Here is a 26,134-nt window from a genome sequence, read left to right as displayed (position 1 = left end):
CTCGAATAAAGCGGGAATGGGGCAACTATAAGGGCTGGCGCCGCGAATGGTACAGGCTCACCTTGCGAAACTCCCAAGGCTCCGCCAAGTCCGGCAATGTCAGCGCCTCTAGTATCGCCAGGCGCTGATAATCCGGATGCTGAAAATCCCGTATCCGCGAATCCGCCACCAGCGCTTCACGCCCGCGCGTGAGGAACTGGTCCAGCAGCGGCAGGTTGGCGCGGTCATAGAGCACGTCGGCCACCAGGATCAGGTCGAAACGGTCGGCTTCGGCGAAAAAGTCCGCCGAATAGCCCAGTTCAACCTCGTTGAGTTCGGCATTCGCCCGGCAGGACGCCAACGCCAGCGGATCAAGGTCGCAGGTCACCACTTCCAACGCACCGGCTTTGACGGCGGCAATCCCGGCGACGCCGGAGCCGGCGCCAAAATCCAGCACGCGCTTGCCCGCAACCCACGTCGGGTTCGCCGCCAGGTAGCGCGCCAGTGCCAGGCCGCTGGCCCAGCAAAAACTCCAGTAGGGCGGCTCATGCAGGATGCGCCGGGTTTCTTCGGGGCTGAAGGCGCGGTCCATGTTGTCGGCGTCGAGCAGCCATAACGCCAGGTCGGTGCCCGGCAGCGGGCAGGGCACCAACTGTGCGTCACCGATCAGGGCGCTCAGCGCGCGTTGCAGGTCCAGCGGTGGCGTCATGGTGCTGTGACGAGTTGCAGAGGGCCGGTGGTCTGGGTGATCGCCTGGGTGATGCGCACGGCGGGCAGGTGCAGGATCAACTGGCCGGACTGGCTGGCGCGCCCGCGCAGTTCAACCCGTGCACCGGCCGGGAACGCGTCGGGGCTGAAGCGCAGGCGGAACGCCAGGGGTTTGCCGTTGCCGCTCAGCACGCTGCTGGCGAGCAGTTGTTGCGGGCGGCTGCGGTCGTCGATTACCAACAGCGCCATCTCGACTTCGGCGCCGGCGGGCACGTTGGCCAGGCTGCCGTTGATTTCACGCTGGTAGGCCGGCAGCGGGCCGAGGTCTTCAATGCCGGGGACTTTTTTCTCTTGTGCAGGCTGAGGTTGCGGCGTCGACGGTTTCGGGGCTTCGCTGCTGCAGGCGACCAGAAAACCGAACAAGGTGAGTAAAACGAGTGGTCGTAACTGCATGTAAGGCTCCAGAAAGGACAATATCCGTGGCTTAAAAAACATGAAACATAATCGTCAGCCTATATACCGCAAAGGCTATGGCTTGTCTTGCCACGGGGATGCGCTACCATGGCCCTCCCTTTTTTTGTTGCCTGCCACCATGCACTGTCCCTTCTGCGGTGCCAACGAAACCAAGGTCATTGACTCGCGTCTGGTCGCCGAGGGCGATCAAGTGCGTCGCCGGCGCGAATGCCTGGCCTCTGGCTGCGGTGAACGTTTCACCACCTTCGAAACCGCCGAACTGGTATTGCCACGTCTGATCAAATCCGACGGCAGCCGCCAGCCTTTCGACGAAGAAAAATTACGCGCCGGTATGCAGCGCGCCCTGGAAAAACGCCCGGTGAGTGTCGAGCGGCTGGAGGCGGCGCTGGCGCATATCAAGCACAAGCTGCGCGCGACCGGCGAGCGCGAGGTCAAGTCCCTGGTGGTTGGAGAGCTGGTGATGGGCGAGCTGCAAAAGCTCGACGAAGTCGCCTATATCCGTTTCGCTTCGGTGTATCGACGCTTCCAGGACCTCAATGAGTTCCGCGAAGAGATCGACCGCCTGGCCCGTGAGCCGGTCAAAAAATGAACCCACCGTCTGCTGAACAGGCCGTCCTCGACGCCCATTACATGGCCCGCGCCCTCGAATTGGCGCGCAACGGCCTGTACACCACCCATCCCAACCCGCGTGTGGGCTGCGTGATCGTGCGTGACGGGCAGGTCGTCGGCGAAGGCTGGCATGTGCGTACCGGCGAGCCCCATGCGGAAGTGCATGCCTTACGCGCTGCCGCTGACAAAGCCCGCGGCGCCACGGCCTACGTCACCCTCGAGCCCTGCAGCCATTACGGTCACACCCCGCCGTGCGCCGATGCGCTGGTGAGTGCCGGGGTGGCGCGGGTGGTCGCGGCCATGCAGGACCCCAACCCGGACGTCGCCGGGCGCGGTATGCAGCGCCTGGCCCAGGCTGGCATCGAGGTACACAGCGGTGTGCTCGAAGTGGACGCGCGGGCCCTCAATAAAGGTTTCCTCAAACGCATGGAACACGGCCTGCCATTTGTGCGGGTCAAGCTGGCGATGAGCCTGGACGGCCGCACCGCGATGGCCAGCGGCGAGAGCCAATGGATCACCGGCCCCGCCGCTCGCGCCGCCGTGCAGCGCCTGCGCGCCGAGGCCAGCGTGGTGCTGACCGGCGCCGACACCGTGCTGGCCGATGGCGCTCGCCTGACCGTGCGCGCCGCCGAACTCGGCCTGGACGCGCAAACCACCGCCCTGGCCATGTCGCGTCCGCCGCTGCGTGTGCTGATCGACGGTCGCTTGCGGGTGCCGCTCAATGCGCCGTTCTTCAAGGCCGGCCCGGCGCTGGTCATCACCTGCGTCACGGCGGAAAACCAGTTTCCCCGTGGGCCCGAGTGCCTGGTGGTGCCCGGTGTCGATGGCCAGGTCGACCTGCGCTCGGCGCTGGTGGCGTTGGCGGCCCGTGGTGTCAACGACGTCCTGGTGGAAGCCGGCCCAAGCCTGGCGGGCGCGTTCGCCCAGCAGGGCCTGGTGGACGAATACGTGATTTTCGTCGCCGGCAAGTTCCTCGGTTCTGCGGCCCGGCCTTTGCTGGACTGGCCGCTTGAGAAACTGGCCGACGCGCCCCAACTCAAGATCACTGAAATGCGCGCTGTGGGCGATGACTGGCGAATCACTGCCATCCCAGTAGCGAGCGTATAATTCTGACCGGGCGCTCAAGCGCTCGCCCCGTTTTCCAGGAGAAGGCCATGTTCACCGGCATTATCGAATCCATCGGCAGCATCCGTGCCATGACCCCCAAGGGCGGCGACGTGCGCCTGCTGGTTGACACCGGCAAGCTCGACCTGGGCGACGTCAAGCTGGGCGACAGCATCGCCGTCAGCGGCGTGTGCCTGACTGTCGTCGACTTGCCGGGCAACGGCTTTGCCGCCGATGTCAGCCGGGAAACCCTGGACTGCACGGCGATGAGCGATCTTGCGGCCGGCAGCCCGGTCAACCTGGAAAAAGCCCTGACCCCGACCACGCGCCTGGGCGGTCACCTGGTCAGCGGCCACGTCGACGGCGTCGGCGAAGTGGTGGCCCGCAGCGAAAATGCCCGCGCTGTCGAGTTCCGCATCCGTGCGCCCAAGGCGCTGGCCAAGTACATCGCCCACAAAGGCTCGATCACCGTCGATGGCACCAGCCTGACCGTGAACGCCGTGGACGGCGCCGAATTCGCACTGACCATCATTCCTCACACCCTGAGCGAAACCATCATGGCGTCGTACCAGCCAGGTCGCCGGGTGAACCTGGAAGTCGACTTGCTTGCCCGTTACCTGGAGCGCCTTCTATTGGGCGATAAGGCCGCAGAGTCTGACTCTCGACAAAAGCCTGCCGGGAACATCACCGAAAGTTTTTTGGCCGCTAATGGCTACCTGAAATCCTGACCAAGGGGGTGCCCTGTGGCGCTCAATAGCATCGAAGAACTGGTTGAAGACATCCGCCAAGGCAAGATGGTCATCCTGATGGATGACGAAGACCGTGAGAACGAAGGCGACATCATCATGGCCGCCGAGGCGTGCAAGCCCGAGCACATCAACTTCATGGCCAAGCATGCCCGTGGGTTGATCTGCATGCCCATGAGCCGCGAGCGCTGCGAGTTGCTCAAGCTGCCGCTGATGTCACCGCGCAACGGTTCCGGGTTTGGCACCAAGTTCACCGTGTCGATCGAGGCCACCACGGGCGTGACCACCGGGATCTCCGCCGCTGACCGTGCGCGCACCGTGCAAGCGGCTGCTGCGAAAGACGCCAAGGCCGAAGACATCGTCAGCCCGGGTCACATCTTCCCGCTGATGGCGCAGTCAGGCGGCACCCTGGCCCGTGCCGGTCATACCGAAGCCGCCTGCGACCTGGCGCGCATGGCCGGTTTCGAGCCGAGCGGGGTGATCTGCGAAGTGATGAACGACGACGGCACCATGGCCCGTCGTAGCGAGCTCGAAACCTTTGCCGCCCAACACAACCTCAAGATCGGCACGATTGCCGACCTGATTCACTACCGGATGATCCACGAACGTACCGTTCAGCGGATTGCCGAGCAGCCGCTGGACAGCGAACTGGGCCAATTCAACCTGGTGACCTACCGTGATTCGGTGGAAGGCGACGTCCACATGGCGCTGACCCTGGGCACCATCTGCGCCGACGAGCCGACCCTGGTGCGTGTCCACAACATGGACCCGCTGCGCGACCTGTTGATGGTCAAACAACCCGGACGCTGGAGCCTGCGCGCCGCGATGGCTGCGGTCTCCGAGGCCGGCAGCGGAGTGGTGCTGCTGCTGGGCAACGCGGTGGATGGCGACGTCTTGCTCGCGCATATTCGCGAGTCCGCCGAGCAAACTCCGGTCAAAACGCCGACCACCTACAGCATCGTCGGCGCCGGTTCGCAGATCCTGCGCGACCTCGGCGTGCGCAAAATGCGTCTGATGAGCGCACCGATGAAATTTAATGCGATATCCGGTTTCGACCTGGAAGTTGTAGAATACGTGCCCTCCGAATAAAGGCTGGCGATTGTTGCGCCTTGTTCGCGGTTAAATCATCACTGAGGGACGCACTTTTAGCGTCCCGGCTCTTTAAGAGATTTGTCGAATGACCCTGAAGACCATCGAAGGTACCTTCATTGCCCCCAAAGGCCGCTATGCCCTGGTGGTTGGCCGCTTCAACAGCTTCGTGGTTGAAAGCCTGGTAAGCGGTGCCGTGGACGCCCTGGTTCGCCACGGTGTGAGCGAGAGCGACATCACCATCATCCGCGCCCCTGGCGCCTTCGAAATTCCGCTGGTTGCGCAAAAAGTTGCGCAACGCGGTGAATACGCGGCGATCATCGCCTTGGGCGCGGTCATTCGTGGCGGCACGCCGCACTTCGAATACGTGGCTGGCGAATGCACCAAGGGCCTGGCCCAGGTGTCCATGGAGTTCGGCGTACCGGTTGCTTTCGGCGTGCTGACCGTGGATTCGATCGAACAAGCCATCGAACGTTCCGGCACCAAAGCCGGTAACAAAGGTGCTGAAGCTGCCCTGTCCGCCCTGGAAATGGTCAGCCTGCTGGCGCAGTTGGAGGCCAAGTGATTTCCGACGAGAGCGATCGTTTCAACCCACGCGACGAGCGGCCGGCGGACGCCGGTAAGCCATCGAAAAGCGAAAAGCGCCGTGCTGCCCGTCAGCTCGCCACCCAGGCGCTGTACCAGCGTCACATGGCCGGCACTTCGCTGAACGAAATCGAAGCGCAATTTCGCGTCGACAATGACTTCGCCTTCGCCGACCAGAGTTACTTCCACGACATCCTGCACGGTGTTCCGGCCAACCTGACCGAGATCGATGCTGCATTGACCCCGTGTCTGGACCTGACTATCGATGAGCTGGACCCGGTTGAACTGGCTGTACTGCGCCTGTCCACCTGGGAACTGCTCAAGCGCGTCGACGTGCCGTACCGCGTGGTGATCAACGAAGGTATCGAACTGGCGAAAGTCTACGGTTCGACCGACGGTCACAAGTTCGTCAACGGCGTGCTCGACAAGCTGGCCCCGCGCCTGCGTGAAGCCGAAGTGAAGGCGTACAAGCGCTAACCTGCGCTTGAGTCCTGAATGGGCGAGTTTGAGCTGATCCGCAAATACTTCGCCGCCGCGCCCTGTGCGCAGGGCGGCGAGGGCATTGCCCTGGGGATCGGCGATGACTGCGCCTTGCTGGCGCTCCCCGCCGGGGAGCAGTTGGCAATCTCCACCGATACCTTAGTGGCCGGCGTGCATTTCGCCGACCCCTGTGATCCGTTCCTGCTCGGCCAGCGCTCGCTGGCCGTGGCAGTGAGCGATCTGGCCGCCATGGGCGCCCACCCCGTTGCATTTACCCTGGCCCTCACCACCCCCACCGTCGATGCCGACTGGCTGCAACGCTATGCCCAGGGTTTGAACGCCATGGCGCAGAACTGCGGCGTGGGCCTGGTCGGCGGCGATACCACGCGCGGGCCGCTGAGCTTGACCATGACCGTGTTCGGCCGCGTACCGGCCGGCCAGGCGCTGACCCGCAGCGGTGCGCGGCCGGGTGACTTGCTGTGCGTGGGCGGTGAATTGGGCAACGCGGCGGGCGCCCTGCCGTTGGTACTGGGCCAGCGCAGCGCCGATGCCAGCATCGCCGATCCGCTGCTGGCTCATTACTGGTCGCCGCAACCGCAGTTGGCCTTGGGGGTGGCCCTTCGGGGCAAGGCGACGTCTGCGATGGATATCTCCGACGGGTTATTGGCCGATTGTGGGCATATCGCCAAGGCATCGGCTGTCAGCCTGCTTATCGAGCGCCAGACGCTGCCGTTGTCCCAGGCCTTGCTCGCGTTTGTCGGCGATGACGCGGCGCGGGTGGCGGCCTTGAGTGGGGGCGACGACTACGTGTTGGTGTTCACCCTGCCGCCGGCCGAACTCGCGCCGTTGCTGGCGGACGGCTGGCCGGTGCATGTGATCGGCCGGGTCGAGGTGGGGCAGGGTGTGACACTGCTCGACGTGAACGGGCACGACATCACCCCGGCCATTCGCGGCTATCAGCATTTTCGCGAGACGCTCTGAGCCAGCGTTCTGGCTTGCATAGAACCGTGACGAAGGCCAATCGAACCGATTGATCTTTATCAGCGATAATTCAGCTTAAGCGTCTGTAGGAACGTGCTGTTACAATGCGTGCCTCTGTGAAATCTGAAATCAGGAGCACACGGTGCCCGTCGTTTTCGTCGCTGCTTCCAAGCTGCCTACCCCTTTTGCCTCGTTCACCATGCATGGCTTCCTCGAAGAAGCCAACGGGCGCGAGCACGTTGTGCTCAGCCTGGGCGATATCGCCGATGGCGCGCCGGTGCTTGGCCGCGTCCACTCCGAGTGCCTCACCGGTGACGCGCTGTTCAGCCAGCGCTGCGACTGTGGCTCGCAACTGGAAGCCGCGATGCGCGCCATCGCCCATGAAGGCCGTGGCGTCTTGCTGTACTTGCGCCAGGAAGGTCGTGGCATTGGTCTGCTGAACAAAATCCGCGCCTACGAGTTGCAGGATGGCGGCGCCGACACCGTCGAAGCCAACGAGCGCCTGGGCTTTGCCGCTGACCAGCGTGACTACGGCATCTGCCTGCCGATGCTGCAGCACCTGGGCGTGAAATCCCTGCGCCTGATGACCAACAACCCGCGCAAGGTCAAAGCCTTGACCGAGATGGGCATCACCGTCGCCGAGCGCGTGCCGCTGCACACCGGGCATAACCCGCACAACAAACTCTACCTGGCCACCAAAGCCAGCAAGCTCGACCACATGATGGGCAACGAGCATCAGGGCGAGGTCGACCGCGCGTGACCCGAGGCCAGGTGAAAAGGCGATTGACCTTCAATTGGTGGCAATACCTGGCGCTCGCGTTGCTGCCTTTGTTCGTGATCAACCTGGTGTTCGGTCGGGCCGAGCCGCTGTTGCCGGTGCTGGCCATGCCGTTCTTCATTGCCGGCGTGGCCTCGATGTTTCTCAGTCTGCGGTATTTCCATGGCTATAAACATGCGTTGATCGCCACGTCCAAAGCCCTCGATACCGCCGAGGAGCCGGCAGCCTGGCTCACCCTTGCCGCCCGTCGCCGCATGGCCTTGCTGATTGCAGCCGTGCCGGCCTGGATTGGCGCGCTGGCAGTGTTTGTCGGCCTGGAAGCGGTGCCGTTGTTTCTGCTCGTGCTGTCGACCCTGGTGTTGTTTTACCTCTACCGCATCCCGCGTCAGTTGGGATGAGGCTTCGCTGGCTGGCGGTCCTGCTGTTGGCGTTCGGTGCCCATGCGCTGGCGGTCGAGCGGGTGGTCAGCCTGGCGCCGTCGCTGTCGGAAATCGTGGTTGAACTGGGCGCTGCCGACCTGCTGGTGGGCGTGCTCGACGGCGGCGATCGGCCGGTGGCGCTGGCGAAGGTGGCGTCGGTAGGTCGCTATGGGCAATTGAACATCGAGCGTTTGCTCAGCCTCAAGCCCGACTTGATCCTGCTCTGGCCCGGCAGTGTCGGCCCGGCCCAGCGCGAACAGTTGCAGCGCCTGAATATCCCGGTCTATGTCGCCGAACCCCATAACCTCGAACAACTGACCCGCCAGGTCCAGGCCATCGCCGAGCAACTGGGGCGCGCCGACGCCGGCCGGCAATTGTCTGCGCAGTTGCGCCAGCGCCTGGCCGAGTTGCGCCAGCGCTATCAGCGTGCCGAGCCCTTGCGGGTGTTTTACCAAGTGTGGAGCCCGCCGCTGTACACCGTGGGCGGTGAGCAGATCATCAGCGATGCGCTGAGTGTGTGCGGCGCACGCAATGTGTTCGACGACCTCACGCTGCCCGCGCCGCAGGTCAGCATCGAGTCGGTGTTGCAGCGCAATCCCAAGGTGATTCTGGCAGCGGATCAGCCGCAGTTGGATGCCTGGAAAGCCTGGCCGCAGGTGGCGGCGGTGGCGCAGGGGCGATTGCTGTTGGTGCCGGATAAAGGCCTGGAGCGGCCGAGTGGGCAGATGTTGGAGGCGTTGGCGCGGTTGTGTCAGGTGATTGCGCCAAACCTCTGAGGCCTGCGATGAGGCCAGGGCAAACCGACGTTCCAATCAGAGCGCCGGCGTCCAGGTCACCCCAACCTTCCATACCCGGCCTTCTTCCCGGTAATCCTGATTATTCAGAAACGCCGGATCGTCGTAGCTGTAACGCGCCCGTGCGTAAGTCTTGTCCAGCAGGTTATCGACGTTCAGCGACAGCGCCACCTCCCGACTCACCGCCCAACTGCTGCGCAGCCCGAGCAGGGCATAACCGCTCAGGCGATTGCGATTGGCTTCGTCGTCGTAGCTGCTGCTGATCGCCTGCCAGCTCGCGCCCACGCCGAGTTGATCGAATTGCCGATCCAGGTCCAGGCTTAGGGTGCGTCGCGCGCGGCGGGCCAGGGTGTGGCCGCTGTCGCGGTCGCGCGGGTCGATGAACGAGACGCCCAGGTTGCCCTTCCAGCCAAACAGCTCGTGCTTGAGTGCGCCTTCAAAGCCATTGATCCGCGCCGCTGCGACGTTTTGCGGTTTGTCGCGGTCGAGGATGATCGCGTCGCTCAAGTCGGTGCGGTACAGCGAGGCTTCCAGGCGCGTGTGGTCGCCGAGTTGGCTGCGCCATTGCAGCTCGTAACTCTTCGACGTCTCGGGCTGAAGATTGGGGTTGCTGTACTGCGTGTCCGGGTAATAGAGGTCATTGAAGGTCGGCGCACGGAAGCCTTCGCTGTAGCTCAGCAGCACATCGTTGTCGGGATTGATCGGCACGGTGAGGGTGCCGCTCCAGCTGTTCTGGCTGCCGAACTGTTGGTTCTGGTCATGGCGCAGGCCCAGTTCGGTGGAAAACCAGTCGCTGTGGAAACGATGCTGCACAAACGCCGCGCGGTTCCAGCGGCTGTTTTCGGTGAAGGTGGTGGAACCGTGGAAGCGGTCTTCGTACCAGTCGCCGCCGAGGATCAGGTTGTTGCGGTCATTCAGCGTCAGGTCGTTCTGCCAGTTGAGCGAGTCGCGGTAGGTGTTGAACACGCTGAAGTCATCGCTGAGGGTGTCGCGCTTGGTATCGCGGTTCTCGCTGTGGCCCAGTTCCAGGCGCGATTGCCAGCGCTCGGTGAGGCTGGCGTCGAGATAGCCGCTGGCGCTGCTCACGGCGTAGTCGGTGTAGGGTTTCTGGCCGACGGTCTGCTTGGTGGCGACGTCATAGCGGCCGAAACTGTTGTCGTACTCCGACTTGCCGCGGCTGTCCAACAGATTGAAACCGGCTTCGAGCTCGTCACTGAAGCTGTGGCTGAGGTTAAGGCTGACGGACTGGTTGCGGTAGGCATCATGGTCGCCATCGCTGGGAAACGAGGTGCGTGTCGAATTGATGCCGGCGGTTTCATCCAGGCTCGCGCCCAGGTTGAAGCGTGTGTGTTCGTCGCCGCCGGACAGCCCGAGGCTGCGTTCCCAGCTCTGGTGGCTGCCGAAGCCCAGTTTCAGGCGCGGCTGCAGGCCCTGTTCGGCGTTGCGCCGGGTAAACACCTGGATCACCCCGCCAATCGCATCGCTGCCGTAGATCACCGAGCGCGAGCCGCGCAGCACTTCGACCCGCTCGATCTGATCGACGTTGAGGTACTGCAGGCCGCTGTCGCCGGAGGTGGTATTGGCGATGCGCTGGCCGTCCACCAGCACCAGGCTTTGCGCGGACTTGGTGCCGCGTATATAGATGCCCGGCAAACTGCCACGGCCGCCGGTGGGCGCCACTTGCACGCCGGGCACGCGGCTGAGCAGGTCGGTCAGGCTGGTGGGTTGCAGGCGGTCGATGTCGTCGCGGGTGAAGACGGTGTTGGCGGCGCTGCTGTCGTTGCGCGCCTGGACCTGGCGGTTGGCGCTGATGACCACGTCGGGGAGTTTGAGCGCGTCGTCGCGGGAGTCGGCGAGCAGGTCGTGGGCTGGCAGAAGCAGCAAGGGCAGGGCAAGGCGAAGATGATTCATGGGCTGTCCGCAGCTTTGAAAGTTGGCACAAAACCAATGTGGGAGGGGGCTTGCCCCCGATAGCGGTGGGTCAGTCACCTTATCTATGACTGAACTGCCGCCATCGGGGGCAAGCCCCCTCCCACATTTTGATCCGGTTTCTACAGGCCCAGCAGCGCCATACGTTTGCGTACCGAAGCCTCGATCCCGGCTTCATCCAGGCCGCACTCGGCCAACATCTGCGCCGGCTTGGCGTGTTCGACGTACATGTCCGGCAAGCCCAGGTGCAGCACCGACTTGAGGATGTTCTCGCGTGCCAGGAACTCGCTGACCGCCGCACCGGCACCGCCCATGATGGCGTTTTCTTCGACCGTCACCAGCAATTGATGGCTCGCGGCGATCTCGCGCACCAGGGCTTCATCCAAGGGTTTAACGAAGCGCATGTCGACCACGGTGGCGTCGATGTTCTCGGCCACTTTCAGGGCTTCGGCCAGTTGCACGCCGAACACCAGGAAGGCGGTCTTGCTGCCTTGGCGTCGCACGATGCCTTTGCCGATTTCGATCGGTGCCAGGTCTTTTTCGATCACTGCATTCGGGCCGTTGCCACGTGGGTAACGCACGGCGGCCGGGCCGTTGTACAGGTAGCCGGTGCTGAGCATCTTGCGCAGTTCGTTTTCGTCGCTCGGCGTCATCACCAGCATGCCGGGGATGCAGCGCAGGTAGGACAGGTCGAAGCTGCCGGCGTGGGTCGGGCCATCTTCGCCCACCAGGCCGGCGCGGTCGATGGCGAACAGCACGTCGAGGTTCTGCACCGCGACGTCATGCACCAGTTGGTCGTAAGCGCGCTGCAGGAAGGTGGAGTAGATCGCCACCACCGGCTTGGCGCCTTCGCAGGCCATGCCGGCGGCGAACGTCACCGCGTGTTGCTCGGCGATGGCGACGTCGAAGTAGCGCAGCGGGAAACGCTCGCTGAATGCCACCAGGTCGGAACCTTCCTTCATCGCCGGGGTAATCCCCACCAGGCGCGGGTCGGCGGCGGCCATGTCGCACAGCCACTCGCCGAACACCCCGGAATACTTCGGCCCGCTGGCCTTTTTCGGCGCGGCGGGGGCGTCCAGGGGGTCGAGCTTGGTGATCGCGTGGTAACCGATCGGGTCGACTTCCGCCGGCGCGAAGCCTTTACCTTTTTTGGTGACGATGTGCAGGAACTGCGGGCCTTTGAGGTCACGCATGTTGCGCAGCGTGGCGATCAGGGTCGGCAGGTCGTGGCCGTCGATGGGGCCGATGTAGTTCCAGCCCAGCTCTTCGAACAGCGTGCCGGGCACCAGCATGCCCTTGGCATATTCTTCGGTGCGGCGGGCGATTTCCCACGCGCCGGGCAGGCGCGACAGCACTTTCTTACTGCCTTCGCGCATGCTGGCGTAGGTCCGGCTGGACAGGATCTTCGCCAGGTAGTTGGACAGCCCGCCGACATTGCGCGAGATCGACATGTCGTTGTCGTTGAGGATCACCAGCATGTTGGCGTCCACTTCTGGCGCATGGTTCAGCGCTTCGAAAGCCATGCCGGCGGTCAGCGCGCCGTCACCGATCACCGCAATCGCCTTGCGATCACTGTTTTGCAGGCGCGAAGCAATCGCCATGCCCAGTGCGGCACTGATGGAGGTGCTGGAGTGGCCGACGCCAAAGGTGTCGTACTCGCTCTCGGAGCGGCGCGGGAAGGCAGCGATGCCGTCCTTCTGGCGCAGGGTGCTCATGCGCTCGCGACGGCCGGTGAGGATTTTATGCGGATACGCCTGATGGCCCACGTCCCACACCAGCCGGTCGTCCGGGGTGTCGAACACGTAGTGCAGCGCGATGGTCAGCTCGATGACGCCCAGGCCGGCACCGAAATGCCCACCGGTCTGGCCGACCGTGTAGAGCAATTCCAGGCGCAATTCATCGGCCAGGGTTACCAGCTCGGTTTCACCCAGACGCCGCAGGCCGTCCGGCGTGGCAGCACGGTCGAGCAGGGGCGTGGACGGGCGTTTGCGGGGAATCTCTTGAAACGTCGTGGGCATCAGGCGAATCGTTATAGGTATAGAAGAGGCGGCAGTTTACCTCAAGCATCGCAAACTGCCCACGCGGAGCGCCGAACTTGACTGATATGCGGCCGTAATGGCCGCTGTTATCAGTAGCGACGTTCGACGATGTACCGCGCCAGGTCACGCAGGGGCTCGGCCGCCGCGTCGAAAGGTCGCAGGGCGGCCAGGGCCTGGTCGCGCAGTTCCAGGGCGTAGGCCTTGGCGGCATCCAGCCCGAGCAGCGCAGGATAAGTCGGTTTGTCCCGTGCGATATCGGCACCCTGGCGTTTGCCCAGGGTGGCGGTGTCACTTTCTACGTCGAGAATGTCGTCCTGCACCTGGAACGCCAGGCCGATGGCCCGGGAGTAGACCTGCAAGGCCGCCAATTGCGCGGCGTCGGCACGACCACTGGCCAGGGCGCCCAAGTGGACGGCGGCTTCGATCAGGGCGCCGGTCTTGTGCCGGTGCATGTGTTCGAGTGCCGGTTGATCGAGCTTCTGGCCCACCGAACCAAGATCGATGGCCTGCCCGCCAACCATACCGGCGGGGCCTGCGGCCACCGCCAGGGCAGTGACCATGCGCAAGCGGATCTCGGCGTTCACGCTGCTCAAGCTCGGGTCCAGCAGCGCGCTGAACGCCAGGCTTTGCAGGCCATCGCCAGCGAGAATCGCGCAGGCTTCGTCAAAGGCTTTATGGGTGGTCGGCTGACCGCGACGCAGGTCATCGTCGTCCATCGCCGGCAAATCGTCATGCACCAGCGAATAGGCGTGAATCAACTCCACCGCACAGGCCGCGCCATTGGCTTGTTCGGCGGGCGCGCCGAGGGCTTCGCACGCCGCATACGCCAGCAACGGGCGCACACGCTTGCCGCCATTCATTACGCTGTAGCGCATGGCCTCATAGAGACGTTTGATTTCGGGGCTTGGCGCAACAAACAAGGGCTCCAGCGCCGCATTGACCCGGGCTTGGCTACTGGCCTGATACGCGTCGATCATTCCGGCTGTTCCGCATCGAAAGGTTCTTCGGCCAACTCCCCGTCGCGTTCCAGCAACACCTGGACCTTCTGCTCCGCCTGCGCCAACGCGCTCTGGCAGTCACGGGTCAGGCCGATGCCTTGCTCAAACGCGGTCAGCGAGTCTTCCAGCGACAACTCGCCGTTCTCCAGACGCTCGACCAGGGTTTGCAGGTCGGCGAGGGATTGTTCGAAATCGAGTGCAACTTTTTTGCGGGCCATGGCGGCTATTCCGGTAGACGGTAAACCGGCGCGACACTAGCAGACATGGGGGATGGGGGCAAATGAGCGGGGGGGGCAGACGACCCGGTCATCGCCTGCTGTAGGCTGTGCAACAGGGGTGAGCCGATTGTGCGCTCGCCTATCACTGCGCCGCAGCGGCACGCAAATAGTTATACACACTGGCCCGGGAAATCTTGAAGTAATCGCCGACGTATTCGACAAAATTACGCACGTCCAGCAAGCCGTGCTCCCGTGCCTGTACCAGCACCTGGATGATTTCCCCTCGACCGAAATCGGCGGGTTTCAAATGATTCGCGGCGGCGAGGGTTTCGATGATCTCATTGAGTTTTTCCCGCCAATCGCCACTGAACAGCGATTCTGGGCGCACTTGGGACTGCTGGCCTACGGCAAAGCCGCTGAGCAGTTTTTGCACGTGGGCCAGTGCGGTTACATCGAAGTTCAGGCACAGCAAGGCGTTGGGCTCCCCGTTTGCCGCGCGGGCGACGAGGGAGATTGAACGCAACTGACGGCTGTTGAGGCCGGTCTTTTCATACGGCCCGACTACGTCGGGTCCGGCATCCAACTCAGCCAAATCGGTGATCAGCGATTCATCCCCGACCTTACGTCGGGAAAATCCATTGGCGATGTGGGCAATGCGCCCGCTGCTCAGGTCGTGTACCACGGCTTCCAGGTCCGGATAGAGCAGGGCGGCGATGCCGTCGGCGGTTGCCTTGATGAACGCGATATCGACCATGGGTTAACCGGGCACAGGGAAAGGAACGGTGATTGTACGCAGGCGTCCGAACAGTTGTCAGTTCACGGCCTGCATGCGCTGCACCGCGAGGGTGGCCAGTGCGATGTCCTGAGCGGCCAGGCCGGTCAAGTCGGCAATGGTCAGGTCGTCGTCGCTGAAACGTCCGCACGCCTTGCCGGCCAGCACATGGCCGAGGGAAACGTCGGCGTGGTCGCTGATCAAATGGGCCCGTACTGCGTGGCTCATTTCGCCATGGTCGACGCATTGGCTGCGGTCATCCGTCATGAGCACGCGTGCCCGTTGCAGCAGTAGCGGGTCCAGTTCCTGTTTGCCAGGGCTGTCTGCACCCAGGGCGACAATATGCGTGCCTTTACGGACCACGGCGGCCGGCACGATTGCCTGGGTCGACGGCGTGCAGGTAATCACCAGATTGCACTGTGCGAAAACAGCCTCAACGTTGTCGGCTGCTTGGGCCTTGAGCCCCTCTTGAGTCAGCGTCCTGGCGAGATGTTGTGCCTTGTCAGGGGCGCGCGCCCAGATCACTACACGTTCGATTCCCAGCAGTTCGCAGGTCCAGCGTGCCTGCAGTTGCGCCTGATGCCCGCTGCCGATTATCCCTAACGCGCTCACCCGCCGAGGTGCCCCGGCCCGCGCAGCCAGGGCGCCGGCGGCGGCAGTGCGGCAACTGGTCAGCCAGCCTTCGTCATTGAGGACGGCGCGGGTCTTGCCGGTGTGAGAATCGAACACCAATACCAGGCCATTATTGGTCTCCAGGCCGCGGGAAGGATTCTCGTAAAAGCCCATGGCCAGCTTGACCACAAACACCGAACCGTCTTTCGCATAGCCGGACTTGATATGACAGTCCCCCGGCGGGTTTTCAAACAGTAACACCCCCGGCGGCGGGGCCACGATGCGGCCGTCGGCGTGGCTGATCAATGCCTGTTCCACCGCGTACAGCATGTCTTGGCGCGATAGCGTGGCGCGTAACGCACTGAGCCCGTAAACCGCCAGTGGTGCCGCGCTCATCAGGCACGCTCCCACGTGGAAAAGCAGGTTTTGAGATTGAAATCCGAGGGTGTGGCCATGGCGCGTTCCTGACGATCAGCGGGGCGAAAGCGCGACACTAGCCTGATTTATATTTTTTGTCTAATTTGTATTTTCTGTGTAATTATCGTTTGAGTGTTTAAGCATTGCGTCAAACTCGGCCAGCCCCGCCTGCATCTTCTGCAGTGCCGTCATTTGCCGCGCCAGCTCCTCTTGCTTGCGAGCAATCGCCTGGCTCGCGCGCTCCCAAGGCAGCGCGTCGCCCTGGTGCCCCTGCAAAATGGCCTGCAGCTCCTTGAGCTTGAAACCCAACTGCTGAGCACATTTGATCACCATCAGCCGCTCGACACTCTGCGTCGAATAGACCCGATAGCGCCCCTCTCTCTGCGGGGTGGGCAGCAGGCCGATCGCCTCATAGTGACGAATCGCCTTGATGGTCGTGCCCGACAGTTGCGCGGCTTTGCCGATGAACATGAAAACGCCCTTTTTCAAATAATCCGCCGGCCCGCGTCAGCCAGCGATTGCGCTGCGCGGACGTGGAGCCCAGCACCGGGCCGAGCAACAAGGTCTTGGTCACCGTGATGCCGCAAAACTTCAGCGTCGTCTTGCGCATCTGATGGATGCCCGGCATGCGGTAGAACCAGCGGTAATACCACGGCGGCGTGTCCATGGTCACCAGTAAGTGCGCGGTTCGGCCATGCAGCAGTTTGTCAGGAAATGCCTTGCCTGCACGGTACTTGAAGGCAAAGCCGGGTAGGAAAACTCTGTCGATGAAGCCCTTCATCAAGGCCGGAATACCGCCCCACCAAATCGGGAAGACAAACGCCAAATGGGTGGCCCAAAGGATATCTTCCCGGGCGCCGAGTAAATCCGGCTCCAGGGCTTGAATGTCGTTGTAGCCGTTATGCAGGACAGGGTCGAAAGCCAGCGCGCCCAGCCGTAGGACGCGTACTTCATGGTCAGCGTTTGTTGCCGATTGGATGTAGGTGTCTGCCAGCGCCGAACAGAAGCTGGAGCCGCAGGGGTGACCGAGGATGACCAGAATGCGCTGAGCCATGGGGGCGAGTCCTGAAAAGGGGCTTGCAGAGTAGGGGCTGCCGTATAGGGGAGAGTCAAGCGGCGGCGCTGCAGCATCCGTTAGTCATAGAGCCACGGTCTCAAGTCCTTGAGGTTCGTCACCACAATCTGTTGTGCTTCAGGGTTCGGGTCCAGGTTGCGTGCATCAATCTGATAACGCTGCAGGACATACTTCACCAGCGCCCTGCGGCTGGGCACAACGAGCTGGCCGTCAACCATGCCAAAGTCGGTTTCGATGATCGCCTTTTGTGCCGCGCTCAAACGCCCGTCGGGCGCGATGATCACGGGTGTTTCGGTGTTCCAGTCATCGTCCAGCGCCTGGGTGTTCTCTGATACGTCCAGCAAACCAGGCTCGCCCCGCAGCCGGCTCAACACAAAGTCCCGGTACTCTCGATTCTTCTCACAGTACGCGCGCACGTGCCAGCGCATGCCGGTGTAGACCAGGGTGTGTGGTGCGATCAGGCGGATATCGACCTGGGGCGAATTCAGCGACACATACTCGGTCTCCAGGCGCAGGCCATCGCGGCAAGCCTTCAACAGAGGGCGCAGAATTTCCGGGCGGATGGGCCGATCCGGAACATCCAGAACCTTGGTATGCGCGTAGGCCAACGCCAAGCCATCAATGTGGGGCGCGCGTTCGTGGTTTTGATAAAGCAGGTGCAAATAGGCGCTCGCGCTGTCGTCGATGAACAGCGGCTTGAACGTTTTGCTTGGCACATAACCTTTTATTTTTTTGTCATATGTAAGGTTTTTAGGCGCATGTTCGGTGATGTACGTATTGATGTCTTTGGAGGCCTGCTGACGGCTGATACCAAAGCTCTGGATCAAGTGGCCCGTGGTCAGCCGGCCCTCCCACCAGACAACGGTTTCGATCAAACGATAGCGAAGTGCCAGGTCCCAGCGAACCTGTTCGACGGATTGCTTGCGTTTCATACCCTCTCCATGTGCGCGAATACTTTACCTGTATAAGTCTACATTCTAGACCTGTCGTCTATCACTACATATCGTGTGGCTGTCGTTTAAACAAATCGAACACACCCAAGGAAGTACACATGACTATGGCAGAAGCAGTGTCGACAGGGGCGCTGGTAGTGCTGGGGAGCATCTTGCTGGTCCTCCTGCTGCAATACTTGCGGCTGCGTGAACTCTGGAAAATGGCGCTTAACTGCCGCAGAGACGCACGCTGGGGGCGGATCTGGGAGGCTGAGAACCGGGAGCTGCGTTCTGCGCTGCGCGCTGAGAAGGCGCATATCAAGCAGTTGCAGAGGAAGGTGGGGATTTTGCAGGGGGTGATTGCGCAAGGAGAGTAGGGGCGGGATGTCTTGCTCATTGATATTCAGACGAGAGCAGGCGTCTTGAACCCCGATACCCGTAGGAGCCTACGCTTGACACGGATAGTGGCAAAATGCGATTGAGGCTTAAGAATTTTGGATCCAGGGCGAAAACCTTTTTTAGCGCGCACGTTTGCGAGCGTCGCGCAGTGACGGAGAAAAGAACGATGGCAAGTATGGAAGCTCAATTGGAAGAGCAGTTCGATAAGGAAATGGCTGCGGTCAAACGCCCGAACCTGATGATTGTCGGCGGCACCGGTGTTGGAAAGAGCAGCCTGATCAATTATATCTTCGGCAAAACGATTGCCGAGGTCGGTACCGGGCAGCCTGTCACTCGGGGTTGTCATCGGTACGAAGATGCCAACATCCCTCTGGTCATCTTTGATACCGAAGGTTACGAGGTGACTGAAGGCGGGCCTTCGGCAGGCAATTTTCGGGAAAAAATCATTCCCGAGATCATTCAGCGCAAATCCAAAGTGCTGGATGAGCACATCCATCTCATTTGGTACTGCCTGAGCGTGGCCAACCACCGCGTTACCGATTTTGACCTGGAAAACTTGCGACTCATTACCGGCGAACTGGATATCCCGGTGGCTGTGGTACTCACCCAGTGCGATGCCGAGCCCGTCGACGACGAAGGTCGCGGTGAGACTTCCCAGGCGTTTCGCAAAGTCCTGCGCGAGCATGGTGTTCATTGTGAGGTTTTTGAGACCTGTGCAAATAACCCCAACCATGACCCAGAGCTGAAACTGGACCTTGAAAAGTTGATCGCCTGGTCGAGCGCATCGCTCAAGGACGATGCGTTGCGCCAGTCCTTTGTGGCTGCCCAGATCGCCTCGCTACCGGCCAAACGCAGCGAAGCGATGACGATCATCATGACCTACAGCGCCACCACCGCCGCCAGCGCCGGGCTTAACCCGGTGCCGATGTCGGACGCGTTACTCATTGTGCCTCAGCAGATGGCGATGGCCGCATCCCTGGCCAAGCTCTACGGGTTTGGCTCGATGGGTGAAATGGCCGTCAGCATGCTCAAGGGCCAGATCCTCAGCCTGGTGGGGCGCCAGTTGGCAGCCAGCCTGACCAAGATGATCCCCGTGCTTGGGCAGATCATTAACGCCGCTGTCGCCGGGGCTATCACCGGAGCGCTTGGCTTGGCCCTGGTCGAGGTCTATGAACGAGCCGTGGACGGCTACCTTAAGACAGGCAAGTCGCCGGACTGGGCCCGCCTCTTTTCTAACGAGCAGTTCATGCAGGCGTTCAAGATTGCGCTGGGAAAATGGGGCAATCAAAAAGCTTGAAGCCACTTGTCGCACTTTGAAGGCCGTGGCGAGAGACAGATCACGCTGTTTCTGTGCAGGTCTTCATCCCCTTTCCGCGGTTCAGGGTTTAGAGAGACATGGATCAGTTTGCGATCAACATCATCGTGCTGGGTAAAAGCGGCGTCGGCAAAAGCAGCTTCTGCAACTATCTTTTCGACCAGGCGGGTTTGTTTGAGACGGGCAGCGGCAAGCCCGTCACCTCCTGGGAGAAAAACTTCCAGTCGCACACCTTCGAGCATCAGGGGCACCTGTTGAATGTGTTCGACAGCGTTGGCCTGGAAGCTGACAACTATGAGCGATGGCTCAAACAGTTCGACAGTTTCATGCAGCAACGTCGCGCCCGCCCGATGGAGCCGGAAACCTGGATTCATGGCGCCTTTTATGTGATCAACGCCAGCTCGGCACGCCTGGAACCGGTGGATGTGAACCTGATCAAACGGCTCGGGCAGGATGCCAGGATTCCCCTGCAAGTCATCCTGACCAATGCCGACGTTGCGGGCGATAAGGTCGAGGCCCTCCAGCGAGAAATTCACCACCTATGCCCGGGTGTATCGGTGACGCCGCTGTGTTCGGTATCGGTACGCAGGCGCGGTGGCCAGTCGACGCAAGCCTTTGGCCGCGATGAAGTGCTTTCGCTCTACCTGGAACAGTCGCACGCCTTTCTCAGCAAGCGTCTGGCAGCGATGAGCTGCTTGAACTTCAAGGGTGTACTTCGCGAAATGCGCAATACGGTGGTTGCCAAGATAGAACAGGCCGACCTCAGCATTTTTAGAATCGCGGACCTCGATCTGGATACGGAAATCGAGTTGCCCGATTTCGATGAAGTGTTTTCCGATCTGAAAGGTTTCGATGACTACCTCTCATCCTTTGGTTTCGTGGGGGACTGGGAGACCAGCGATGAGCTGGAAAACGCAGTAACCCGTGTGTTTGATGACTTCCAGGGCGAGATGGAGAGCCGTTTCAAAGAGATCGAAGACGGGTTCGAGTCCGATAGCCTCCTGCGCAAGGTGGGCGCGCTCTACGAAGCGGCAAAGATCATCCTGACCCTGAAGTCGACCATGATCGAATGGCTGGATGAAGGTTTTGGCCGCGTCCACACAGCACTCGATCAGCTTTTCATCAAATATGCCGAGGACGACAACTTCTTCGCCAGCCATCTAACGGGACGCGTCTTCATTCGCCCCAAACTGTTCGGCATTTTCTAAGCACGGACTGCATCAGCGCTATTTAAGGGAGAGCAGTAACCATGGGGTTCGATACGATTTATGCGGTGCTGCCGGATCAGGTGGCCGAAATAAGCCGCTTGCAGTACCTGTTGGCTGAAGCACGGTTGCCGGTTGTGTCGGTGATCGGCAAATACAACCATGGCAAGAGCTCCTTGCTCAACGCCCTCGTGGAGCGCGAGCAGTTCGCCGTGTCCGATGCTCGTGAAACAACTGTATTGAGCTACTTCGAGCATGAAGGCGTGAGGTGGTTGGACACACCGGGGTTGGATGCTGACGTGGCGCGCGAAGACGACCGCGAGGCGATGAATGGCGCATGGCAGCAATCGGATATTCGGCTGTTCGTGCATTGCGTTCGAGAGGGCGAGTTCGACCAAAGCGAAAGCGAGATGATTGATGCGTTGCAACGGGACGCGTCAGACAGTGGGCGTCAAACCTTGATCGTACTGACCCAGATCGAGCAAGTCGAAGAACAGGCCCTGGCCAATGTTCAGGCGAGCATCAGAAAACAGGCGCCAACGCTGTCGATCATCCCCGTCTCTGCCCATCGTTACCTTCAGGGCTTACAAAGCGGTAGTGCGTTGAAGGTGAAGAAGAGTGGCGTCAAAGCGTTGCGCCAGGCTTTGCAAACGGCATTGGACGATGTGTCGCAAACCCGTCTCGATGAAGTGTCGGCGCTGGGAGAAACCCTCGGTGGCCTCATCGACCAGGGCCTGAGCAACCTGCAGGCGCAGCTTGAACATCGGCAATCCACTCAGCAAGCGCAATTGACTGGGTTTATGGATGACTACAGGCAACTGCACAGCAAACTCCATCAACAACTCAAAGGGACCTGAGCAATGCTTCCACTATTTTTGTTGGCCGGTGCTGCAATCGCTGCCGTCGCTGCTGCGGTGTCCAGCAGTTCGTCTTCGTCTTCGTCCTCTTCCTCTTCTTCGGGGCCTTCCCGCGACTATGAACGTGAAGCGGCTGAAAAAGCGCACAAAGTAAAACTTCAAGCCAACACCGACGCGGCGGAGCGTCAGCTCAAGGCTTTCCTTCAGAGCAAAGGCATTGAAGTGACGGCCGTGCAGTTTGCGGCATTGATTAAGTCGATGATCAGTCAGCCGGATAGATACCCCAGCGAGACGCTGAAAAAAGCCTTCCAGCGCACCGCCTCCATGCGCGCCATCGATGCGCAAGTCAGCGCATTGGAGCAGCAGATTGCACAGCGCAGCCAAGCCAAGACCTTCCTTGACAGTTTGCCGATTGGCTGACTGCCTCTTGATACCGGTGTGACGCGTATTTGCGCTCGCACCGCCCCTTTTTGGACTCTCTGTTCGCGACTTCGAGTGGCGTTAACAGGCACAGGATTGTGTATGCAGGAAAAAGCATTTATCGACGCGCTCAAAGGGTTTGAATACCTGACCCAGCGCGTGGAAGCCGAAGAAAGTGAATTACGCGATTGGCAGGCTGCATTGACGCGCGCGCTGAGCGTTCAGCCATCGCTGGGCAAGCTGAACCGCGATGGCCACCTCGCACGCCAAGCGCAAGGTGTGCGCGAAGTGGTGCAGGTGTGCATTAACGATTGGGGTAAGTCATGGGCGCGCAATCAGCCGTCTGCCCAGCTTGCCGAAACCTTTGGCGACAAAGCTGTGATTCTGGTGTTCGGCAAGGTCAATGCCGGCAAGAGTTCGTTCTGTAACTTCATCGCCGAGCGCTTTGCCGCTCAGGGCGAAGCCGTTCAGTACTTTCATCTGGCGAACGATTCGATTGTCGACCGTGATGAGCCGTTCGCCGAAGGCGAGACGGAAACCACGTCGCAGATCCAGGGCATTCGCCTGGGTCAGAAGTTGATTCTCATCGATACGCCCGGCCTGTTGTCGGTGACGGGGGTCAATGGCGAACTGACCAAACGCTACACCGACAGCGCCGATGCGGTGCTGTGGTTGAGCAGCTCCACGGCGCCCGGGCAGGTGCAGGAGTTGGCTGAACTCGAAGGTGAACTCAAGCGTAACAAGCCACTGCTGCCCATCATCACCAAAAGCGACTTCTTCGACGAGGACGAGGTGCCGGGTCAGGACGAACTGGTCAAGGTGCTGCGCAACAAGACTGCGGCAAACCGCAAGATGCAAGAAGAGGATGTGCATAAAAGGGCTGGCGAGCAGCTCACCAAATCCCACCTCGACGCGGCACTGCTTAAGCCGGTTGTCGCTGTTTCCGTGCGTTTTGCCCGCGTGCACGCATCGCAGGCGGATGCCTTGGACGCCGCAGGTTTCGAGCGCCTGTTCCAGCAATTGCAGCTGACTGCGCAAGAGGCTCGAACCTACAAAGAAGGCAAGGCGACGCAGTTGATGATCAGCCATCTGGAGAACAACGTACTGCACAGTTTGCGCAGCACGGTGCTCCCCCAGTTGGATGAACTGCGCAATGCGACGCGCGCTGCGGTTCATGGCCTCAAGGTGCGTAACGATCAGATCGCCTCAGCGGTGCTCGCCGATGTGCTGCTCAAACTGGGCGACCTGCTGGAGGCCCACAAGGCTACGCAGGATGTTAAGGCGCTGACCCAGGATGTTAACGCGCTGTGCCAGGCCACGATCGAACATCACCTGACGCGGGAGTTGAAAGACTATGTCAATGAGCTCAAGGGTGCGCTGGTCGATATGTCCAGTGATGACATCGGCAGCTTCGAGGACCTTGGCGTTGACATTGAACGGGTGACCGGCCGAGGCAAACAAGCGGCGGCGGCGGCGAGCGCAAGTGCTATCGGAACCGCAATCGGCACCGCATTTGGCGGCCCGCTCGGTGCCCTTGCCGGTGGCCTGCTGGGTGGGATGATCGGCGGCGCCGTTGGCAAGTACATGGTTGAAACGGAGATGGTCCGGCAAGTCGTCGGCGTCAGTTATGCACGCCTGCATGCCAAGCTTGAGAGCGACCTGCGTGCTCGCTTGCCCAAGGCCGTTAACGTGGCGGTAGACACCTGCATCGAGTCGATCAACCTGGTGGAAGTCGAGGCCATGCGCCTGTTCGACATCATCGCGACCAGCGAACAGGACCTGAAGCAGTTGAAGGAGCGTATTGCGCGATGAACCCTTTTGAACACTACAAAACCCTACTCGCCAGCGCCTGTGGCATTGCTTCGCGCTACCTGCCAGATGCGTCCCAGCGTATCGAACAATTAGTCGAACAGATTGATGAACGCAAAGTACACGTGATGTTGTTCGGTGCCTACAACGCCGGCAAAAGTACGTTGATCAATACTTTGCTGGGTGAAGAGCGCGCTGTGGTTGGCGATATTCCAACCACCGATGCGGTACATCGCTACGATTGGGATGGGCATGTCTTGCTCGATACTCCGGGCATCAATGCACCCATTGCACACGAAGAAGTCAGCACAGAGCAGTTGAAACGGGCCAACCTGATTCTGTTCGTGTTGCGCCAGGAAGATCAGGACGCGCAAAACATAATCGAGCGTATTTTTGCCTTGATTGCCCAGCGTCGCCCGCTGTTCGTCGTGCTGAACTATGAAGACAGCGACCCTGCCGCTATCGATCGCATCCAGTCCAGCTTCTCTCTGACACTGCTCAACCATGCGCGCAAAAATGCTATCGATGAGCGCCTGGTTCAACAGTTGCCCGTGATATTGATGAATATCAGAACGGCAAGTCGTGGACGCCTCGAGGGCAAGGCGAAACTGCTTGAGCACTCGGGTTTTGAAGCCTTCATCGTTCGATTCAAACAATGGCTGCAGCATTTCGACAGTGAGCAACAACTGCTCAAGCAAACCTTCGGAATTATCGAAAGGGCATTGCTGGCGCCAGTGGCCAACTGCATCGACGGCGAAACACCACACGCCCAGCAGTTAGGCGCGATCGATGCTCAGTTGGAGCATATGGCTCGTCAGCAGCAACAGCTGAAAAACAGCGCCAGGCATTTGGTGCGCCGTGAGATTCTCGCGGCACGGCCGGCCATCGAGGCCGCGCTCGATCAGTGTACCGATCCCGCGTCGTTGACCCGTGCATTGGAGGTTCAGGCGCAGGGCATTGCCGAGAAACTGCAGCAATGGCTGGAAGGCGAGTTGCAGAGCATGCGCAAGGCGCAAATCAACGAGTTGCTATCGGGCGCCGGGATCGACCCCAAGCTGTATTCGAACATCGAAGAAAGCGAACTGCTGGACAAGTTGTCCGGACCGATCTTCGCTCAGCTCAAGGGCATCAACCAGGATCACCTGACCTCGTTGCTGGTACTGGGCCGCAAACTGAAGATACCGATGTTGAAAGGCCGTTGGCTCTCGACCTTGCAGAAATGGGCGGGGCGTGCAGCGCCGGTGGTTCAACTGGTATTCGCCATTGCAGAAATTTTTATGGCCGCTCGCAGCGAAGACAAGGAGAACGAGCGCAACCACAGCCGTGCCCTTCAACGGATACAGTGGATTGAAGAAACAAGCGCCGAGGTGGAGAGCGCCTTGGTCCAAAGCGTCTGTGAGTTGATTGACCAACTCTTCCGCGAGCAGAGAACACCTTACGAAGAGAGCCGTACCGCCTTGCAAGGCGCCGCCAGCCAACGTGAAAAAGACTGCAGCGACTGGCGTGAACTGACGCGCACATTGCAGGCGCTGGAGTTCCCAGCTTGAACGCCTGAGTTGAATCAGCCTTTTCATCGTGACGCCGCCCATACAGGGCGGCTGCTTTTTTTGCAAAGGAATGACACTGTATGAATCGAATGTTTGTAAGCCCGTGGTTGTCGGTATCCCCCAACGGCCCGGTGACCTGTGCCCACCCCCAGGCACATGATTATGTGCATTTGCGCCAAGGCGAAATGGATGGCGCCTGTGGACCCTATTGCGTGGCGATGACCTTGATCGCGCTGGGCGTCATGTCTCGCGAGCAGGCTCAATCACTCGACACCTATGATGGCCGAACTCGACTGGGTCGCTTTCGCGAAAGCCTGCTGGCCTTCGGCGCTCTGGTGTCGGAAGGCACCGACGATTTCGATGTGAGCTGGCTGGTCGACGTGTTCAAGCGCGCCGGGGTTGTGACCGAAGTGCTGGATGCGGCTCCGCGACGACAAACGACCATCCGCAATATTGCCGATGCCGTCGACAACCGCAAAATCCCGATCGTTGGTGTCGATTGGGACGGTGGCCTGGCGGGGCATTGGCTGCTGGTTATCGGCTATCAGGGCTACCAGGCAAACGATGATGATGAATTACAAATCACCCACCTGCTGTGCCTCGACCCCACCAGCGACGCCCCACGGGTGTCACTCTGGAATGCGGTGATCGAAGTCTTCACCGAGGAAGGTAAATCAGTCAACGAAGGTCGTTACTACTGCCAGCACTGGGGGCCCAACGCCGCGCCGACGGCCTGCCGAATTGCTCAGAGTGTTTTGGTGGGGCTCGATAAAAAAGCGGAGTCCAACTATTTCTACTGAGTAAAGCGCGGGCGCCGCAACGTCCATAGCGGTATTTAACGAAG

At 60.9% G+C, this 26,134-nt stretch carries 29 protein-coding genes; 18 read left to right on the top strand and 11 right to left on the bottom strand.

Translation table 11 applies throughout. The features are described from left to right. Nucleotides 1-25: 25 nt before the first annotated feature. A complete protein-coding gene (locus ACS5Q8_RS25690; protein ID WP_465159558.1) occupies nt 26-688 on the bottom strand; it encodes a class I SAM-dependent methyltransferase in 663 nt (220 codons plus the stop codon). Then, nucleotides 685-1,140, bottom strand: coding sequence for a YbaY family lipoprotein (locus tag ACS5Q8_RS25685; protein WP_465159557.1), 456 nt, complete (start codon nt 1,138-1,140; stop codon nt 685-687). The genes ACS5Q8_RS25690 and ACS5Q8_RS25685 overlap by 4 nt, the downstream gene beginning before the upstream one ends. Before the next feature lie 139 nt (nt 1,141-1,279). Between ACS5Q8_RS25685 and nrdR the strand changes: the two genes are divergently transcribed. The 10 genes from nrdR to ACS5Q8_RS25635 all read left to right on the top strand — a co-directional run bounded on the left by nrdR (nt 1,280) and on the right by ACS5Q8_RS25635 (nt 8,728). Beyond that, entirely contained in the window at nt 1,280-1,750 is a 471-nt protein-coding gene (nrdR, locus tag ACS5Q8_RS25680) for a transcriptional regulator NrdR (protein ID WP_276195059.1), read from the top strand. Beyond that, nucleotides 1,747-2,877, top strand: coding sequence for a bifunctional diaminohydroxyphosphoribosylaminopyrimidine deaminase/5-amino-6-(5-phosphoribosylamino)uracil reductase RibD (ribD, locus tag ACS5Q8_RS25675; RefSeq protein ID WP_276195058.1), 1,131 nt, complete (start codon nt 1,747-1,749; stop codon nt 2,875-2,877). Before nrdR ends, ribD begins: the two co-directional genes overlap by 4 nt. Nucleotides 2,878-2,924: 47 nt before the next feature. Further along, nucleotides 2,925-3,602 (top strand): riboflavin synthase, encoded by a 678-nt coding sequence (locus ACS5Q8_RS25670; protein ID WP_253399543.1) that lies wholly within the window; start codon nt 2,925-2,927, stop codon nt 3,600-3,602. 15 nt (nt 3,603-3,617) lie between these two features. Next, nucleotides 3,618-4,709 (top strand): bifunctional 3,4-dihydroxy-2-butanone-4-phosphate synthase/GTP cyclohydrolase II, encoded by a 1,092-nt coding sequence (ribBA, locus tag ACS5Q8_RS25665; RefSeq protein WP_276195057.1) that lies wholly within the window; start codon nt 3,618-3,620, stop codon nt 4,707-4,709. A gap of 88 nt (nt 4,710-4,797) precedes the next feature. Next, the gene (gene ribH, locus ACS5Q8_RS25660; RefSeq protein WP_247408428.1) at nt 4,798-5,274 is read left to right on the top strand and encodes a 6,7-dimethyl-8-ribityllumazine synthase; all 477 of its coding nucleotides are present in this window, start codon (nt 4,798-4,800) and stop codon (nt 5,272-5,274) included. After that, on the top strand, nt 5,271-5,771 hold the full coding sequence (gene nusB, locus ACS5Q8_RS25655; protein WP_276195056.1) for a transcription antitermination factor NusB: 501 nt from the start codon (nt 5,271-5,273) through the stop codon (nt 5,769-5,771). The genes ribH and nusB overlap by 4 nt, the downstream gene beginning before the upstream one ends. 18 nt (nt 5,772-5,789) lie before the next feature. Beyond that, the gene (gene thiL, locus ACS5Q8_RS25650; protein WP_465159556.1) at nt 5,790-6,755 is read left to right on the top strand and encodes a thiamine-phosphate kinase; all 966 of its coding nucleotides are present in this window, start codon (nt 5,790-5,792) and stop codon (nt 6,753-6,755) included. A gap of 142 nt (nt 6,756-6,897) precedes the next feature. Then, nucleotides 6,898-7,515, top strand: coding sequence for a GTP cyclohydrolase II (gene ribA, locus ACS5Q8_RS25645; protein ID WP_276195054.1), 618 nt, complete (start codon nt 6,898-6,900; stop codon nt 7,513-7,515). After that, nucleotides 7,512-7,931, top strand: coding sequence for an MFS transporter (locus tag ACS5Q8_RS25640; protein ID WP_276195053.1), 420 nt, complete (start codon nt 7,512-7,514; stop codon nt 7,929-7,931). Before ribA ends, ACS5Q8_RS25640 begins: the two co-directional genes overlap by 4 nt. Then, nucleotides 7,928-8,728, top strand: coding sequence for a cobalamin-binding protein (locus ACS5Q8_RS25635; RefSeq protein ID WP_465159555.1), 801 nt, complete (start codon nt 7,928-7,930; stop codon nt 8,726-8,728). The genes ACS5Q8_RS25640 and ACS5Q8_RS25635 overlap by 4 nt, the downstream gene beginning before the upstream one ends. Before the next feature lie 36 nt (nt 8,729-8,764). On the opposite strand, the gene ACS5Q8_RS25630 is transcribed toward ACS5Q8_RS25635, so the two are convergent. The 9 genes from ACS5Q8_RS25630 to ACS5Q8_RS25590 all read right to left on the bottom strand — a co-directional run bounded on the left by ACS5Q8_RS25630 (nt 8,765) and on the right by ACS5Q8_RS25590 (nt 17,738). After that, complete coding sequence (locus ACS5Q8_RS25630; protein ID WP_465159554.1) at nt 8,765-10,657, bottom strand: TonB-dependent receptor domain-containing protein; 1,893 nt, start codon at nt 10,655-10,657, stop codon at nt 8,765-8,767. 140 nt (nt 10,658-10,797) lie between these two features. Continuing rightward, nucleotides 10,798-12,693, bottom strand: a complete 1,896-nt coding sequence (gene dxs, locus ACS5Q8_RS25625) for a 1-deoxy-D-xylulose-5-phosphate synthase (RefSeq protein WP_443699089.1) — start codon at nt 12,691-12,693, stop codon at nt 10,798-10,800. 110 nt (nt 12,694-12,803) lie between these two features. Then, nucleotides 12,804-13,691, bottom strand: a complete 888-nt coding sequence (ispA, locus tag ACS5Q8_RS25620) for a (2E,6E)-farnesyl diphosphate synthase (RefSeq protein WP_276195049.1) — start codon at nt 13,689-13,691, stop codon at nt 12,804-12,806. Further along, a complete protein-coding gene (locus ACS5Q8_RS25615) occupies nt 13,688-13,930 on the bottom strand; it encodes an exodeoxyribonuclease VII small subunit (protein ID WP_003176346.1) in 243 nt (80 codons plus the stop codon). Before ACS5Q8_RS25615 ends, ispA begins: the two co-directional genes overlap by 4 nt. Nucleotides 13,931-14,072: 142 nt before the next feature. Continuing rightward, a complete protein-coding gene (locus ACS5Q8_RS25610) occupies nt 14,073-14,684 on the bottom strand; it encodes a helix-turn-helix transcriptional regulator (protein WP_443696711.1) in 612 nt (203 codons plus the stop codon). A gap of 57 nt (nt 14,685-14,741) precedes the next feature. Continuing rightward, on the bottom strand, nt 14,742-15,710 hold the full coding sequence (locus tag ACS5Q8_RS25605; protein WP_276195047.1) for a Rossmann-fold NAD(P)-binding domain-containing protein: 969 nt from the start codon (nt 15,708-15,710) through the stop codon (nt 14,742-14,744). A 120-nt stretch (nt 15,711-15,830) separates the two neighbouring features. After that, nucleotides 15,831-16,202: a MerR family transcriptional regulator gene (locus ACS5Q8_RS25600; protein ID WP_276195046.1), complete on the bottom strand. Its 372-nt coding sequence runs from the start codon at nt 16,200-16,202 to the stop codon at nt 15,831-15,833. After that, nucleotides 16,141-16,785: an NAD(P)H-dependent oxidoreductase gene (locus tag ACS5Q8_RS25595; protein WP_465159553.1), complete on the bottom strand. Its 645-nt coding sequence runs from the start codon at nt 16,783-16,785 to the stop codon at nt 16,141-16,143. The genes ACS5Q8_RS25600 and ACS5Q8_RS25595 overlap by 62 nt, the downstream gene beginning before the upstream one ends. Nucleotides 16,786-16,865: 80 nt before the next feature. After that, on the bottom strand, nt 16,866-17,738 hold the full coding sequence (locus ACS5Q8_RS25590) for a BrxR family helix-turn-helix transcriptional regulator (RefSeq protein WP_443696708.1): 873 nt from the start codon (nt 17,736-17,738) through the stop codon (nt 16,866-16,868). Between the two features lie 119 nt (nt 17,739-17,857). Here ACS5Q8_RS25590 and ACS5Q8_RS25585 point away from each other — a divergent pair, with 119 nt between their 5' ends. The 8 genes from ACS5Q8_RS25585 to ACS5Q8_RS25550 all read left to right on the top strand — a co-directional run bounded on the left by ACS5Q8_RS25585 (nt 17,858) and on the right by ACS5Q8_RS25550 (nt 26,090). Continuing rightward, nucleotides 17,858-18,115 (top strand): hypothetical protein, encoded by a 258-nt coding sequence (locus ACS5Q8_RS25585; protein ID WP_276195044.1) that lies wholly within the window; start codon nt 17,858-17,860, stop codon nt 18,113-18,115. Between the two features lie 188 nt (nt 18,116-18,303). Beyond that, a complete protein-coding gene (locus tag ACS5Q8_RS25580) occupies nt 18,304-19,434 on the top strand; it encodes a YcjF family protein (RefSeq protein ID WP_276195043.1) in 1,131 nt (376 codons plus the stop codon). 98 nt (nt 19,435-19,532) lie between these two features. Then, on the top strand, nt 19,533-20,660 hold the full coding sequence (locus ACS5Q8_RS25575) for a GTPase (RefSeq protein WP_465159552.1): 1,128 nt from the start codon (nt 19,533-19,535) through the stop codon (nt 20,658-20,660). Between the two features lie 41 nt (nt 20,661-20,701). After that, the gene (locus tag ACS5Q8_RS25570; RefSeq protein WP_426100534.1) at nt 20,702-21,514 is read left to right on the top strand and encodes a GTPase; all 813 of its coding nucleotides are present in this window, start codon (nt 20,702-20,704) and stop codon (nt 21,512-21,514) included. A 3-nt stretch (nt 21,515-21,517) separates the two neighbouring features. Then, a complete protein-coding gene (locus ACS5Q8_RS25565; protein ID WP_276195039.1) occupies nt 21,518-21,934 on the top strand; it encodes a hypothetical protein in 417 nt (138 codons plus the stop codon). 102 nt (nt 21,935-22,036) lie between these two features. Next, a complete protein-coding gene (locus tag ACS5Q8_RS25560; RefSeq protein ID WP_465159551.1) occupies nt 22,037-23,746 on the top strand; it encodes a GTPase in 1,710 nt (569 codons plus the stop codon). Next, a complete protein-coding gene (locus tag ACS5Q8_RS25555) occupies nt 23,743-25,290 on the top strand; it encodes a GTPase (RefSeq protein ID WP_443699506.1) in 1,548 nt (515 codons plus the stop codon). Before ACS5Q8_RS25560 ends, ACS5Q8_RS25555 begins: the two co-directional genes overlap by 4 nt. A gap of 80 nt (nt 25,291-25,370) precedes the next feature. Then, on the top strand, nt 25,371-26,090 hold the full coding sequence (locus ACS5Q8_RS25550; RefSeq protein WP_276195036.1) for a hypothetical protein: 720 nt from the start codon (nt 25,371-25,373) through the stop codon (nt 26,088-26,090). Nucleotides 26,091-26,134 lie beyond the last annotated feature (44 nt).

It is taken from the genome of Pseudomonas sp. PAMC25584, assembly GCF_058135675.1.
The sequence above is the reverse complement of the archived record's forward strand: the minus strand, read 5'-3'. Positions and strand labels throughout refer to the sequence as shown.